16 protein-coding genes and 1 riboswitch are annotated in these 13,168 nt (G+C 63.3%); of the genes, 6 read left to right on the forward strand and 10 right to left on the reverse strand.

The features are described 5' to 3' along the window. Window positions 1-49: 49 nt before the first annotated feature. Entirely contained in the window at window positions 50-1,240 is a 1,191-nt protein-coding gene (locus V1280_RS39815) for an adenylate/guanylate cyclase domain-containing protein (RefSeq protein WP_334538526.1), read from the forward strand. Between the two features lie 16 nt (window positions 1,241-1,256). Continuing rightward, complete coding sequence (locus V1280_RS39820) at window positions 1,257-1,751, forward strand: GNAT family N-acetyltransferase (protein WP_334536096.1); 495 nt, start codon at window positions 1,257-1,259, stop codon at window positions 1,749-1,751. Window positions 1,752-1,767: 16 nt separating this feature from the next. Here V1280_RS39820 and clpS read toward each other — a convergent pair whose 3' ends face one another. Genes clpS through V1280_RS39845 form a run of 5 tightly spaced genes read right to left on the reverse strand, consistent with a single transcriptional unit; the run spans window position 1,768 to window position 4,513 of the window. Next, entirely contained in the window at window positions 1,768-2,073 is a 306-nt protein-coding gene (gene clpS / locus V1280_RS39825) for an ATP-dependent Clp protease adapter ClpS (RefSeq protein WP_334536097.1), read from the reverse strand. Window positions 2,074-2,116: 43 nt separating this feature from the next. Beyond that, window positions 2,117-2,458 (reverse strand): DUF190 domain-containing protein, encoded by a 342-nt coding sequence (locus tag V1280_RS39830; RefSeq protein ID WP_334536099.1) that lies wholly within the window; start codon window positions 2,456-2,458, stop codon window positions 2,117-2,119. A 2-nt stretch (window positions 2,459-2,460) separates the two neighbouring features. Beyond that, window positions 2,461-2,889, reverse strand: coding sequence for a fluoride efflux transporter CrcB (gene crcB, locus V1280_RS39835; RefSeq protein ID WP_334536101.1), 429 nt, complete (start codon window positions 2,887-2,889; stop codon window positions 2,461-2,463). A gap of 6 nt (window positions 2,890-2,895) precedes the next feature. Continuing rightward, on the reverse strand, window positions 2,896-3,285 hold the full coding sequence (gene crcB / locus V1280_RS39840; RefSeq protein ID WP_442895191.1) for a fluoride efflux transporter CrcB: 390 nt from the start codon (window positions 3,283-3,285) through the stop codon (window positions 2,896-2,898). Window positions 3,286-3,304: 19 nt separating this feature from the next. Next, window positions 3,305-4,513 (reverse strand): MFS transporter, encoded by a 1,209-nt coding sequence (locus V1280_RS39845; RefSeq protein ID WP_334536105.1) that lies wholly within the window; start codon window positions 4,511-4,513, stop codon window positions 3,305-3,307. 87 nt (window positions 4,514-4,600) lie between these two features. Continuing rightward, a riboswitch (Fluoride riboswitch) is annotated at window positions 4,601-4,679 on the reverse strand. A 238-nt stretch (window positions 4,680-4,917) separates the two neighbouring features. Between V1280_RS39845 and V1280_RS39850 the strand changes: the two genes are divergently transcribed. The 3 genes from V1280_RS39850 to V1280_RS39860 all read left to right on the forward strand — a co-directional run bounded on the left by V1280_RS39850 (window position 4,918) and on the right by V1280_RS39860 (window position 7,265). Beyond that, window positions 4,918-5,796 (forward strand): DUF1194 domain-containing protein, encoded by an 879-nt coding sequence (locus tag V1280_RS39850; protein ID WP_148777711.1) that lies wholly within the window; start codon window positions 4,918-4,920, stop codon window positions 5,794-5,796. 126 nt (window positions 5,797-5,922) lie between these two features. Continuing rightward, window positions 5,923-6,558 (forward strand): hypothetical protein, encoded by a 636-nt coding sequence (locus V1280_RS39855; protein ID WP_148777710.1) that lies wholly within the window; start codon window positions 5,923-5,925, stop codon window positions 6,556-6,558. A gap of 323 nt (window positions 6,559-6,881) precedes the next feature. Next, window positions 6,882-7,265, forward strand: a complete 384-nt coding sequence (locus V1280_RS39860; protein WP_334536107.1) for a bleomycin resistance protein — start codon at window positions 6,882-6,884, stop codon at window positions 7,263-7,265. 28 nt (window positions 7,266-7,293) lie between these two features. On the opposite strand, the gene V1280_RS39865 is transcribed toward V1280_RS39860, so the two are convergent. Then, complete coding sequence (locus tag V1280_RS39865; RefSeq protein WP_334536108.1) at window positions 7,294-8,352, reverse strand: class I SAM-dependent methyltransferase; 1,059 nt, start codon at window positions 8,350-8,352, stop codon at window positions 7,294-7,296. A gap of 254 nt (window positions 8,353-8,606) precedes the next feature. Between V1280_RS39865 and V1280_RS39870 the strand changes: the two genes are divergently transcribed. Further along, entirely contained in the window at window positions 8,607-9,197 is a 591-nt protein-coding gene (locus V1280_RS39870; RefSeq protein WP_334536109.1) for a hypothetical protein, read from the forward strand. Window positions 9,198-9,224: 27 nt separating this feature from the next. On the opposite strand, the gene V1280_RS39875 is transcribed toward V1280_RS39870, so the two are convergent. From V1280_RS39875 to V1280_RS39890, 4 genes are all read right to left on the reverse strand, one after another. Next, window positions 9,225-10,442, reverse strand: a complete 1,218-nt coding sequence (locus V1280_RS39875) for a hypothetical protein (protein ID WP_334536111.1) — start codon at window positions 10,440-10,442, stop codon at window positions 9,225-9,227. A 122-nt stretch (window positions 10,443-10,564) separates the two neighbouring features. Next, window positions 10,565-11,809, reverse strand: coding sequence for a class I SAM-dependent RNA methyltransferase (locus V1280_RS39880; protein ID WP_334536113.1), 1,245 nt, complete (start codon window positions 11,807-11,809; stop codon window positions 10,565-10,567). Next, window positions 11,802-12,536: a TlyA family RNA methyltransferase gene (locus V1280_RS39885; RefSeq protein WP_334536115.1), complete on the reverse strand. Its 735-nt coding sequence runs from the start codon at window positions 12,534-12,536 to the stop codon at window positions 11,802-11,804. The genes V1280_RS39880 and V1280_RS39885 overlap by 8 nt, the downstream gene beginning before the upstream one ends. A gap of 25 nt (window positions 12,537-12,561) precedes the next feature. Beyond that, on the reverse strand, window positions 12,562-13,116 hold the full coding sequence (locus V1280_RS39890; RefSeq protein WP_334536116.1) for a nucleoside 2-deoxyribosyltransferase: 555 nt from the start codon (window positions 13,114-13,116) through the stop codon (window positions 12,562-12,564). Window positions 13,117-13,168 lie beyond the last annotated feature (52 nt).

The raw sequence follows: 13,168 nt of genomic DNA on the forward strand, positions 1-13,168 counted from the left end.
GCCCACCGCGCAGCTTGACGATCCCACAACTTCGTCGGCAAATGCGACCATGGAAAACCCGGAGCTCCAGCGCATCATCAACTGGCTGATCGACGGCGCCAGGTCGTCGCGGGGGCCGGCCGAGATGATCGCCGACGCCTGTGAGCAGCTGGTCGCCGCCGGCCTGCCGTTGTGGCGGTTCGGCGTCTTCATCCGCACGCTGCATCCCGAGATCTACGGCCGCAATTTCATCTGGCGGCAGGGCGAGGAGGTCGAGGTCGGCACCGTCGATTTCGAGATCCTCGCCACGCCCGAATTCGCGCGGAGCCCGCTTCGGATCGTGTTCGAGGATGGGCTGGAGGTCAGGGGTCGCATCGACGACATCGACACCAGGCGATTTCCGTTCCTGGAGGACATGCGCGCCGAAGGCGTCACCGACTACATCGCGACGCCGATGCGCTTTCTCGACAGCTCGATCCACGCGATCAGCTGGACCACGCGGCATCCCGGCGGCTTCAGCGACGACGACATCGCGACGATCCGCTCCATCGTCGCCCCGCTGGCGCGCGTCAGCGAGATCGTCACCCTGCGTCGCACCGCCGCGACGCTGCTCGACACCTATGTCGGCAACCGCGCCGGCGAGCGCATCCTCGGCGGCCAGATTCGCCGCGGCCACAATGACACCATGCAGGCCGCGATCTGGCTGTCGGATTTGCGCGGCTTCACGGCGTTGTCGGACCGGCTGCCGGCCGAGACTGTGGTCGATATCCTGAACCGCTATTTCGACTGCCAGGTCACGGCGATCCGCGCCCATGGCGGCGAGGTCCTGAAATTCATGGGCGACGGCCTGCTCGCCGTATTCCCGATCGACGAATATGTCGGCGATGCCACCCATGTCTGCACGCGCGTGCTGGAGGCCGCACGCGAAGCCCGCGCCAGCGTCGATGCGCTCGCGCACCCCGTCGGCGACGTCATCGAGCGCTTCCGCTTCGGCGTCGCGCTGCATGTCGGCAACATCCTCTACGGCAATATCGGCGGCGGCAACCGGCTCGACTTCACCTGCATCGGCCCGGCCGTCAATCTCGCGGCGCGGATGGAAAAGATCGCGGGCCGGCTTGGTCGTACCGTCGTCGCATCGGAAGCCTTCGCCGATGTCTGCCAGCACGACTGGCGCGATCTCGGCGATTTTCCGATCGCAGGATTTTCCAAGGCGCAGCGCGTGTACGGGATCGCCGAAGAGACGCCCGTGGTGATGGCGTGATGCGACGAGATTGCTGATGACCGTCAAATTCCGCCAGATCCAGGTCGCCGAGACCGACGCCTTTCGGGCCGCCGTCGACATCGTCGCCCGCGAGCGCAAATACATCGCGCTGGTCGAGGCGCCGCCGATCGAGCAGGTTCGCGCCTTTGTCGCACGCAATGTCGAGCGCGGCTACCCGCAGATCGTCGCCGTCGTCGACGGCGCCGTGGTTGGATGGTGCAACGTGCCGCCCGCGAGCCGCGCCGTCTCGTCGCATGTCGGCGATCTCTTTATGGGGCTTCTGCCAGACTTCCGCGGCAAAGGCTTTGGCGAGCGGCTGTTGCGGCACGCTGTCCAGGCCGCGGATGTATTCGGCTTCCGACGCATCGAGCTCGGCGTCTTCGCGACCAACACCGCCGCTGCCGCCCTTTATCGCAAGGTCGGGTTCGTCGAAGAGGGCACCAAGCGGATGGCGATCCTGGTCGACGGCACCTATCACGACGAAATCATCATGGCGCGCCTCAAGGGCTAGCTTGAGCCGGTGCTTCCTATTCCTCCGGCTCCGTCGTGAACAGCAGCGGATAGCCCTTGGTGCGGGCGGCATCGGTTGCACGCGTCGCCTTGGTCTCGGCGACGTCCTTGGCGAACACGGCGACGACGCAGGCGCCGAGCTTGTGCGCGGTGATCATGACCTTGTAGGCCTGATCCTCGGTCATGCGGAATTCGGCCTTCAGGATCATGGTGACGAACTCACGCGGCGTGTAGTCGTCGTTGATCAGGATGACCTTGTGCAGCTTGGGCCGCTCGACCTTGGTCCTGGTCCTGGTTTTCGGTTTGGTAACGGTGTCGTTCATTCCGCCTCCCGGAAACGGCGGGCTGGGGTTCCTGCCAGAGCGATCAACTCGTGGCCTTCTCACCATATTGCAGGACCTGCACCTTCTCCAAGGTGATCAGCCCGCTCGACATCATGCCATCCAGGATGGGCAGGAATGCGTTGATGTTGTCCTCGCTGTCGACGATCTCGATCAGCAGCGGCAGATCCTCCGACAGCCGCAGGATCTTCGAGGTATGCAGCCGGCTCGACTTGCCGAACCCCATGGGGCCGCGCAACACGGTGGCGCCTGCAAGGTGCAGCTCACGCGCCTTCAGCACGATTGCTTCATAGAGCGGCTTGCCGTCGCAATGGTCGCTCTCGCCGATGAATATTCGGATGGAGACTGCCTGATTGGGAATTTGCATGGTCAGCTCCTTTTCAAGCGGTTGTAGCGGCTCGCCATCATATGGCCGAGCCACACCGACACCAGCCAGCAGACGACGGACGCCGCGACATAGGCGAGCGCGGTCAATTTCAGGCCGCCATGGAACAGGCGGAAGGTTTCCAGGCTGAAGGCCGAGAAGGTGGTATAGCCGCCGCAGAAGCCGGTCATGACGAACTGCCGGTGCTCGGGCCGCGCCAGTACGCGGCCGTCCGGACCGGTCAGCGTCGCATAGAAGCCGATGATCAGAGATCCCGTGGCGTTGATGAACAGCGTCGCAAAGGGAAAACCCGGACCGGTGTCGAGCGCGAGCCCGACCAGATAGCGCGTCAAGCCACCGACAATGCTGCCGGCGGAAACCCAGGCATAAAGTATCACGCTGGGCCAGCGGTCGGTGAAAGAAGGCAATTTCATCCGCCTCTAGCCTCCAAAGCGGTCGGCGAGGAAGAAGCCGCAACTGACGGCGAAAAGGCACAGCCCGACCGAGAAGGCGACGTTGCCGAGCGCAGAGAGCGACTCGCCGTTGCGGGTGAGCGTCAGCGTTTGCAGGCTGAAAGAGGAGACCGTGGTGTAGCAGCCGAGGAAACCGGTGACCGCGAACAGCCAAGGATTGGGCGAGGCCAAGACCGAGCCGGGATGCGTCGCCAGCGCGCCGAAGATACCGATCAGGAAGGCGCCGCTGACATTGATGGTCATGGTGCCCCACGGAAACGTCTCGCCAAGCCGCCGGGCGATCGCGCCGGAGACGAAATAGCGCGCGCAGCCGCCGAGGATGCTGCCGATCACGATCGCGATCACTCCGCCCAGCACGATATTTGGCCTCCCGTCATCACTTGCGCTCCGCTGCCAGCCCATTGCCGATCATGAGCAACCCCACCAGCGCGACCAGCGCGAAGCCGAGCCCGGCGAGGAACGTGCCGGCCGGGCCGTAAACGTCCCACAGCGCGCCGGCGATTACGCTTGCGGCCAGCAGCGCAAGGCCTGTGAACAGGTTGAAATAGCCGAATGCGGTGCCGCGCAGGCTCGGCGGTGCAGTATCGGCGACGAGGGCCGAGAGCAAGCCCTGCGTCAATCCCATATGCAGGCCCCACAGCACGACGCCGAGCGCGAGGCCGGGCAGATTCGGCAGCAGCGCCAGTGCGAGGTCGGCGCCGGCGAGAAACACGAGGCCGAGCGCGAGCAGGGCGGTCCGGTTGATCCGGTCTGACAGCACGCCGGCCGGATAGGCCGAGAGCGCGTAGGCGATGTTCATGAGCACCAGCACCGCCGGCACCCACATCGCATTGAGGCCGATGCTCTGCGCACGCAGGATCAGGAAGGCCTCGCTGAAACGGGCGAGCGTGAAGGCGACGCCGACCGCGACGACACGCCAGTACACGGGCCCAAGTTGCCGCATGGCGGCGGTGTTGAGCGGGTTTTTCGCAGGCTCCCGGCTCGCATCCGGCTCCGGCTCATTGACCGCGAATGCGATCAGGCCAAAGGACAAAAACGCCGGCACCACGGCGACCCAGAACACCGCGGCAAAATGATCCGCCGTCCACCACATCAGGCCGATCGCGGCGAGCGGCCCGACGAAGGCGCCGACCGTGTCGAGCGACTGCCGCAGGCCGAAGCTCGCGCCGCGCAGGCCCGCCGGCGCAATATCGGCGATCAGTGCATCACGAGGTGCGCCGCGGATGCCCTTGCCGACGCGGTCGATGAAGCGCGCCGCGACCAGCCAGCCGATGCTGGGCGCGAGCGGGAACAGCGGTTTTGTCACCGCGGCCAGCCCATAACCGAGGGCCGCAAGCAGCTTCCGGTGGCCGAGCCAGTCCGACAGCGCTCCGGAGAAGATTTTCGTGATCGAGGCGCTCGCCTCCGCGATGCCCTCGATGAAGCCGACGGTGAGCGTGGAGGCGCCGAGCACGGTGACGAGATAGACCGGCAGCAGCGCGTGGATCATCTCGGAGGAGATGTCCATCAGCATAGAGACGAAGCCGAGCACCCAGATTCCCCTGGGCAGCCCGGCACGCGCAACAGTCGGTGTAGTCGTCGTCACATCCCTCGCCTTCGTTTCAGGCAACAAAAAACCCGCCAGCGGCGGGTTTGTCCATGCTCCCGCCAGAGGCAAAGGCTGATTGCCTCACCTCGAGCAGGAGTCATCAGCCCACTACGGTCATGCGACCGCCGGGCGGTTGTCGGGGGACTCCATCCCCATCTGTATGGTCAGCCTAGCATGGAAATCGCAGGGAACAAGTAGGCGGGGCGCTCTGTCCCATGGCGCGAACGCGCGGCGGCGCAAGCGTGGCGACACGGCGGCGGTTTCGCGCGGGCGCACGAAAATCCCAGCTCGCAAATCTCCAACCTGCAAATCTCTAACCCAATTGTGAAGCACAAGCGATCTTCGCGCTTTGCGGCAAGCCGTTTGCATGTCACCATCGCGTCATACGACGGGAGACTGCGATGCGGTTGCTGTTCTCGATCGGGGCTGTGCTGGTGGCCGGCGTACTTGCCGGAGGGGATGTCGCGGGCATCGCGGCACCAAGTCCTAAATTTGAACCGCCGAAATTTGAACCGTCAAGACATCAGCGACAGGCGGCCGACGGCGACGCGCAGTCGGTCGATGTCGAGCTGATCCTCGCGGTCGACGTCTCCTACTCCATGGACATGGACGAACTCGCGATCCAGCGCGAGGGCTACGCGCAGGCGATCCAGTCCAAGGAATTCTTGCAGGCGCTGAAGGCCGGCCCCAATGGCAGGATCGCGGTGACCTATTTCGAATGGGCCGCATCCTCCGACCAGAAGATCATCATCCCCTGGCGCCTCATCGACGGACCGGAGACGGCGGACGCGGTCGCCGCCGAGATATTGAAGACGCCGATCCGGCGCGCCTCGCGCACCTCGATCTCCGGCGCGATCGGATTTGCGATGCCGCTGTTCGATGAGGACCCCTATCACGGAATTCGCCGCGTCATAGATATCTCCGGCGACGGCCCCAACAACAATGGCGGCCCGGTCACCGTGGCGCGCGATGCCGCGCTCGAGAAAGGCATCGTCATCAACGGCCTGCCGATCATGGTCAAGGAGCCGTCCTATTCGACCATGGATATCGACAATCTCGATTACTACTACGAGGATTGCGTCATCGGCGGTCCCGGCTCTTTCGTCATCTCGATCAAGGATCGCGAAAAGTTCAAGGAAGCGATCCGCACCAAGCTGCTGATGGAAGTTGCCGGCCGCACGCCCGAGCGTCCGGTCGTGCACGTTGCGGACAAGGACAAGGAGCCGCGCGTGAGCTGCCTGATCGGCGAGAAGATCTGGTCGGACCGCTGGGGCCGCTAGAGGCCCATCCCGATGAGGCCGTTTGCCTCATCGCGTCAGGCGTCCGAAATTAACCGCTCGTTAACTGTGGCATGGTCCTAATCGAATTGTTTCTGAATATTTCTGACGCTGCGTCCGAGCAGATTCATGGCCATCGTCACGCAAAGCACCAGCCAGATTTCGCCCGCCAATGAGCGGATGTATCACCAGAGCGCTCTGCTCGGTGAATGGAAAGGCAATTGGGCGGGCAACAACCAGCCCGTCGGCTTCAAGGTCGTCAACATCCGCGGCAGCCGCGCACAGGTCGAGTACACCCATAACGGGCACACCGAGCGTGGTTTCGCCCAGATCAGCGGTTCGCTCATCACCTTTGGCTCGGTGACAGTCGGCACCAAGGACGGCAAGAACCTGGTGCTGTTGTTCTCCGCGGGCGGCGCCGGCAAGCAGACCGCGACGCTGGCGAAACAGGCGCCGCCGGCTTCCGACAGCCGCCTGATGGGAAGCTGGGGCGGCTATTCCAGTGACAACGGCAAAAGCGCGAGCTTTCGCGTGCTCGCCGTCAACGGCAACGAAGCCCAGGTCAGCGTCACCACCGACGGCATCACCCGTCAGGGCACCGGCATCGTCTACAAGAACGTCATCATGTTCGGGCAGTCGCAGATTGCGACGGATGACGGGCAGAACGGCAAGATCATCTACCAGGTCGGCATGAAGTCCTTCATGGTGCCGGTGACGAAATATCCGCCAGCGGATTCATCGTCCTCCGTCGATGTGACGGCGTAGCCCGCTTACGGCTGGGCTCCCCCGTTGTCTCTGCGCGTACGACTGTTAATTCCGTCATCCTGAGGCGCGAGTGGCGCGATGCGCAGCATCGCGCCGGGAGCCTCGAAGGATGCATGGCCCCGATGCAGCCGGGCCCGTCGCCCTTCGAGGGCCGCTGAAGAAGCGGCCGCCTCAGGGTGACGGTGATGGAATTACGCGCGCTGCAGGGTCCAGCTATTCTGCCTGGTTCGATCGCCAGCTTACGGCGCGGCGCGACCGGTGCAAGACCTCGGATGCGCATGCTAGGCTGCGCACTGGAGATCGCTTGCCAGATGGAGAACCTCATGACCGACGAGCATCCGATGATGGTTGGCTCCGCGACCGTCTTCGTCGTCTTCGACATCGAAGCGAGCCTCGCTTATTACCGTGACGTGCTCGGCTTTCAGGTCACATTCGAATATGGCGCGCCCTTGTCCTACGCTTGCCTGTGCCGCGACGAGGTGGCCCTGCATCTGCTCGCGGCGGTGGCAACGAAGCGATTGCCCGGGCAGGGCGCCCTCTGCATCTTCGTCCGGGACGTGGACCGGCTTTACACCGAGCTGTCCGGGCGTGGCGCGAGGCTCGTCAACCGTCCAGAGGACCGCGACTACGGCATGCGCGATTTCGATGTCGTCGATGCCGACGGCAATCAGCTCACGTTTGGAACGGGCACGGACGCGGCGGCCTGACGGCCGGCCGCGCCCGTCGCGATCGAGATCAGATCCGTGCTTCCAGGATCAGGTTGAAGGGTGTCTCGGCGGCCCGTCGGAAGCGCGACAGGCCGCCTTCGCTGGCGACCTTGCGCAGCCTTGCCTCGCCGGCTTGCGCGCCGAGTGCGAGGCCGACCTCCTGATCGAGCGAGGCCGGCGTGCAGATCATGGTCGACGCCGCATAATAGACGCGCCCGACCGGGTTGAGATTGTCCTCGAGGCGGTCGCCTGCGAACGGCTCGACCAGCATGCAGGTGCCGTCCTTCGCCATGGTCTGACGCACGTGGCTGATGGCGCCGACGGGATCGCCCATGTCGTGCAGGCAATCGAAGAAGCAGACGAGATCGTAGCCTTCGGCCGGATAGGTCTTGGCCGAGTGAACCGCGAAGCTGACGCGATCGCCGAGCCTGGCCTCGACTGCCGCCTTGCGCGCCGCCTCGATCGAGCCCTCGTGATAGTCGAAGCCGTAGAAGCGCGAATTCGGGAACGCCTCCGCCATCAGCCGCGTCGAGACGCCGTGCCCGCAGCCGACATCGGCGACCTTGGCGCCACGCTTCAGCTTGTCCACGACGCCGTCGAGCGCGGGCAGCCACTCCTGCACCAGATGATGCATGTAGCCGGTGCGGAAGAAGCGGGCCGTGCCGCAGAACAGGCATTCGCTGCGCCGGTTCCAGCCGACGCCCTTGCCGGACTTGAATGCATCCGAGATCTTCGGCTCGTCGAGAAACGCCGCGGCAATGATGTTGCCGACCGCGCCAAGGAACACCGGGCTGTCCTGGTCGGCGAGCGCCATGGCCTGCTCCGGCAGCATCGAGAACTTTCCTGAACCGGTATCGTATTCGACGTAGCCAGATGCCGCCTGGCTCGCCAGCCATTCGCGGACGTAGCGCTCCGCCGTTCCAGTAGCCTTTGCGAGCTCGGCGGAGTTCATCGGTCCCTTCGCGGCGAGGGCGCGGTAGAGGCCGAGCTTGTCGCCCAAGAGAACGAGCGACGCGTTCATCGCCGCCCCGACGTCGGTGATCATCTTACCCATAAAGGCATTTAACCTGTCGGAATTGACCTCCATGACAGCCTCCATACAAGCGTTGGGCATTTTCAAGGGTCTGCGCAATTGCGCGCTGCGGGACAGCGCCAGGCTTCGTGGTCAAAGCCGCAGCCTGAACTTGCGCGTCCTCTATGTGGGTCAATCAGGCGCCGGGGAGGTTCAATGCGTCAGCAAGGCGTAATCCTGGAACTTGATGACGCGGCAGCCGATGCTGCTCCGCTGGCATTCGCGATGCTCGGAGGGTATAATCGAGGAACTTTTTGACGGTAGCCGGAATGTCCAGCCTCGCACGTTCTTGTTGGTTCGCAGCTTTGTTCGCCGTGCTTTGCCTTGGCGAAACGCCCGCCCATGCGCAGGTCGCACCCCTGCAGTATTGGATTCCGGGCGGGGCTTTCGGTTTTGGCAGCAGCGCCGACAGCTACGGCAATTTTCCGAGCTTCAATGCCGGCGATGCCAGTGGCGGTTATGGCTTTCGCCCCGGTTTCTTTGTCGGAAGCCAGAGCGGCAATCTCGGTCTGAGCGGTTTCAGCCAGGCAGGTCTGGCTGGCAATTTCAGCGCGCTGTCCTATGACAGCACGCAGTTCGGCTACAACATGAAGAGCGCGGGCGGTATGCCCGTGACGTTCTTTGCCGGCTTCGACACGCTGAAATATGGCAACGGTATCGGCAGTTCGGTTGCGCCTCTGACCTCCGGCGCTACGCCCGGCTACGGCGGATTTGCCGGTGTCGAGTTCAAACCGACATCGAACCTCAGCCTGTCGTTCGGGGCCGGTTTCACCCAGCGAGGCTCGGGCCGCATGGACAGCGATATCAGGTCGGACATGCTGCCCGGCGAGTCGCCGGCGCTCGGCCAGTTACGACGCTAGCACAGAGGTTACGCTCGTCGCGTAGTATCACCACGGAAATCCAATGATCCGAATCTTCGACAGGTCTGTGCGCCCAGCCAACTCGAAGGTCAGGTACAACGTGCAAGCCACGGTATAGGCACTCAGCAGATTTCGGAAAATGAACGAGATTACGAAGAAGCGCCGTATACGTTCAGGCGAAGATGGTGCTCCAATTCTCACGTCAAGAAGGTACTTTTCGGCTCGGAATAAGATCACCCAGCTAATGACGGCATTTGCGGCAGCGGCAACATGCCATCCCGGAATAGCTTCGGGGACAAGATAATGAGATATCAGGCTCCAACCATATAAAGCTTCCAAGAAGCTTTTGAATGAAGTCCACGTAAGTAAGATGCAGATTTTGAAGCCGAGGATAACGAGAACTATGGTCGAGTAAGCACGTGAGAGTTTGTACTTGGTCAGCGTGACGATGCCTTCCGCGAAGTGACCGGCCGCCTCTTTCGCCTGAAGTGGTCGAAATATCCAGAGAAGAGGGCTCCAAATCAAGGCGGTGCTTTTGATCGACCATCGATAAAATGCAGCCGGGACGTACAAGAATATCGCGATGTACAGAATTCCTGCGACTCTGGCGGCGATCGATGGGAGTGAACGTAAGTGTGGCACTACCTTCACAAATCGCAAGAGGAAGGTATCCTCAAATCCAGGATAGCTTTCCAAGCCTGGGATGATTTCCGGCAGTGTCGCGCTGTCGGTGCACAACACCGTTTTACGCCAGTTGTCGGGTATTGCTGCTAAGCTATCGAGCGGTCTTGCGATCGTTTCGATGATAACCGCTGCGCTTTTGCCGAATAGAAGAATTACCAAGAGCAAAGTGAGAAGAGAAAAATATAGGGCTGCAATGTAAGTCTCCAGTAGGATGACGCAAATCAGCGTGAGAAAGAAAAAGAGTGTGCTCGTGAATGGCCCCGTACCGCGTTCGTGCAAATGGGTTATTGCCTCTAGCCGCGAAGAATTTGGAAATGCGTGTTCGAGGACCCGCATAAGCCAATGAGATGATGCCGCCGCGAGGCTGAGAGCTCTCTGGTTCGATCGTTCGGTTTGGAGCAGGAGGAATGGTGCCGCCGCTGCAGCTAGCACGATGTGCAAGGACGATCTTGAAACAGACAATATGATGAGACCCAGCGCAAGCGCGAGAGTTGCCTCTACAAGTGCGAGGACGGAGACTTTTTGCTCGTAGATAGTTGCGGGCGTCGACAGCCAAACCATAATGTCTCTGATCCCAAAGATCGGAGCGAAATCTCTCTAACATTCACTATGGCAGTCGCTTGCGCAACTGGTCTTAGATTTGTTGCAATGATATTCGCGGCATAAAATGCCCCGGTCGTCCCTTACCGAATAAACCGCGCCACCAATTCCACATGCGGCGTGTGACGGAACTGGTCGACCGGCACCACGGTTTCGATCCTGTAGCCGCCGTCGATCAGAAGCCGCGCGTCGCGGGCAAACGTTGCGACGTTGCAGGACACCGCGATCACGACCGGCACGTTGCTTGCCGCGAGTTTCAGCGCCTGCGCCTGTGCGCCCTGGCGCGGCGGATCGAACACCACGGCATCGACATCGCGCAACTCCGGCGGCACCAGCGGACGGCGGAACAGGTCGCGCGGCTCGGCCTTGATCGGCTTCAGGCCCGGCGTGCGCGCGGCCTTCGCGAGCGCGGCGATCGCGCCGGCGTCGTTGTCGTAAGCCGTGACACGCGCCTTCTCCGCCAGCCTCAGAGCGAACGGGCCGACGCCGCAGAAGAGGTCCAATACCTCCTTGGCCTTGCCGACGCGCTCGGCAACGAGTGCAGCGAGCGTCTCTTCGCCTGCGACCGTTGCCTGCAGGAACGAGCCCGGCGGCAGCGTCACTTCAGCGCGGCCCATCCTCACCGTTGGCGGCAGGCGTTGCAGCACCAGCTCGCCATGCCGCGTCAACCGCGCCAGGCGATGCTGCTCGGCAACGCGCGATAGCGCCGTGACCAGCGGCGTCGGCAGTGGCCCGGAGCCGCGCACGTCGACATCGAGACCATTGGCGGTGGCTGTGACCTGAATGTCGAGCGGCTTCGTCACCGGCATTTTCGACGTCAGCGGCTCGGCAACGGCCCATGCGGCATCGAGCGCGCCCTCGAGCGCGGGATCGAGGATCGGGCAGCGATGAATTGGAATGACATCGTGCGAGCTTGCGGCCGAGAAGCCGACCTTCAGCACGTCATGCGTGCCGAACCTTCCGTGCAGCGTGACGCGCCGGCGGCCCACGCCATGGGCATCGACCAGCGGCGCCACCTCGCAATCGATGCCGGCCTGCGCCAGCGTCTCGACCACGATGTTGCGCTTCCAGGCATGATAGGGCTCCGCCGCCCAATGCTGGATCGCGCAGCCGCCGCAGACGCCGAAGTGCGGGCAGAATGGCTCAACGCGCTCGGGGCTTGCGAGATCGACCGCGAGCAGCTTGCGGCGGTCGGGATGGCCCGCGGCATGGTCGACCTCGACAATCTCGCCGCCAAGCGTGTAGGGCACGTAGACCGCATCGCCGGTCGTGAGCGAGACGCCGTCGCCGCGATGGCCGACATGATCGATCGTGATGCGTTCAACCACGGCGCGCGCCCAGGAAGAATTCGATGTTGCCGTCGCCGCCCGCGATCGGCGAGGGAAACACCTCTATGTCTGTGCAGCCGAGCGACGCGGCAAAGGCCGTGATATCGTCGCAGATCTCCCGATGCACCGCGGCGTCGCGGATGATGCCCTTCTTGTTGTGCTTCCGGTCGGCCTCGAATTGCGGCTTGATCAGCGCCAGCAGGCTCATCGGGGCGGCAGCCAGCGACAGCGCCACCGGCAGCACGGTCTTCAGTGAGATGAAGCTGACGTCGATCACGACGACATCGGGCCGCGCCGGCAGGCGCTTGCCCTCATAGCTGCGAATGTCGGTCTCCTCCATCGACACGATCTTGGGATGATCGCGCAGCGAGGCATGCAGCTGGCTGGTGCCGACATCGATGGCGAACACCAAGCTCGCGCCATTCGCCAGCAGCACCTCGGTAAAGCCGCCGGTGGAGGCGCCAACGTCGAGGCAGACATGGTCCTCGATCTCGATCGGGTAGCGCTCCAGTGCGCCGGCGAGCTTGACGCCGCCGCGCGAGACGTAGGGGTGCGCAGGCTCGGCCTGGATCACCGCGTCCTCGGCGATCGTCTCCGAGGGCTTTGCGACCTGCTTGTCGTCGGCCGTGACGAGGCCGGCCTCGATCGCCGCGCGCGCCCGCGCCCGGCTCTCGAACAGGCCGCGCTCGACCAGCAAAACATCCGCGCGCTTGCGGGCAGGGGGCATCGGCTCTCCGAAAGAGGATTTGCGCTTATGGTACGATCAATCGCGCGGCCGCCATCCGGACGCAAGTCTCGAACGCGGCGAGATCGTGCCAGACGTCGGTCGGCGGCTCTGCCGGCGTCACCAGCGGGCAGCCATGCAGCTCCAGCGCATGGATCATCATGAGATTGTCGACAAGGCCAAAATCCTCGACCGTCAGCCCCTGTGCGTCGACCAGCCGCCCGTCCTCGGAGGTAACGTGCATGGAGCGACCGACACGATCGGCATAGGTGGCGGGATCGTTGGAATAGGCCAGGCAAAACTTGCGGCGGCCGGCCATGTAGCCGAGCTCGTAGACGGTGCCGGGATCGGCACCGGCGCCACGGAACGGGGTGAGATTGGCGATGATGGCGTCGGCCGCGTCCATCATGGCCTCGTTGCCGCAAAAGATCTGCCGCGACGCATCAGGCGCGGTGAGGTCGATGGCATTGTCGAGGGGATAGAGGCCGGTGAGGCCATGGGCAGCGCAGATCGCGGCCTTCCGCCGGCCGATCTCAACCGCATCCGGCAGGAACACGTCGGGACCTGCCAGATAGATCTTCATGGGTGACTGTTTCGAAGAAATTCAGGAGAGCTGCGAACCGCGGCGAAAGCTG

Source organism: Bradyrhizobium sp. AZCC 2230, from assembly GCF_036924495.1.
GTDB lineage: Bacteria > Pseudomonadota > Alphaproteobacteria > Rhizobiales > Xanthobacteraceae > Bradyrhizobium > Bradyrhizobium rifense.

Excerpts from the sequence above, each read along its gene's own strand:
- V1280_RS39815 (WP_334538526.1), top strand. The coding sequence starts at position 50 with ATGGAAAACCCGGAGCTCCAGCGCATCATCAACTGGCTGATCGACGGC.
- V1280_RS39820 (WP_334536096.1), top strand. The coding sequence starts at position 1,257 with ATGACCGTCAAATTCCGCCAGATCCAGGTCGCCGAGACCGACGCCTTT.
- clpS (WP_334536097.1), bottom strand. The coding sequence starts at position 2,073 with ATGAACGACACCGTTACCAAACCGAAAACCAGGACCAGGACCAAGGTC.
- V1280_RS39830 (WP_334536099.1), bottom strand. The coding sequence starts at position 2,458 with ATGCAAATTCCCAATCAGGCAGTCTCCATCCGAATATTCATCGGCGAG.
- crcB (WP_334536101.1), bottom strand. The coding sequence starts at position 2,889 with ATGAAATTGCCTTCTTTCACCGACCGCTGGCCCAGCGTGATACTTTAT.
- V1280_RS39850 (WP_148777711.1), top strand. The coding sequence starts at position 4,918 with ATGCGGTTGCTGTTCTCGATCGGGGCTGTGCTGGTGGCCGGCGTACTT.
- V1280_RS39855 (WP_148777710.1), top strand. The coding sequence starts at position 5,923 with ATGGCCATCGTCACGCAAAGCACCAGCCAGATTTCGCCCGCCAATGAG.
- V1280_RS39860 (WP_334536107.1), top strand. The coding sequence starts at position 6,882 with ATGACCGACGAGCATCCGATGATGGTTGGCTCCGCGACCGTCTTCGTC.
- V1280_RS39865 (WP_334536108.1), bottom strand. The coding sequence starts at position 8,352 with ATGGAGGTCAATTCCGACAGGTTAAATGCCTTTATGGGTAAGATGATC.
- V1280_RS39870 (WP_334536109.1), top strand. The coding sequence starts at position 8,607 with ATGTCCAGCCTCGCACGTTCTTGTTGGTTCGCAGCTTTGTTCGCCGTG.
- V1280_RS39875 (WP_334536111.1), bottom strand. The coding sequence starts at position 10,442 with ATGGTTTGGCTGTCGACGCCCGCAACTATCTACGAGCAAAAAGTCTCC.
- V1280_RS39885 (WP_334536115.1), bottom strand. The coding sequence starts at position 12,536 with ATGCCCCCTGCCCGCAAGCGCGCGGATGTTTTGCTGGTCGAGCGCGGC.
- V1280_RS39890 (WP_334536116.1), bottom strand. The coding sequence starts at position 13,116 with ATGAAGATCTATCTGGCAGGTCCCGACGTGTTCCTGCCGGATGCGGTT.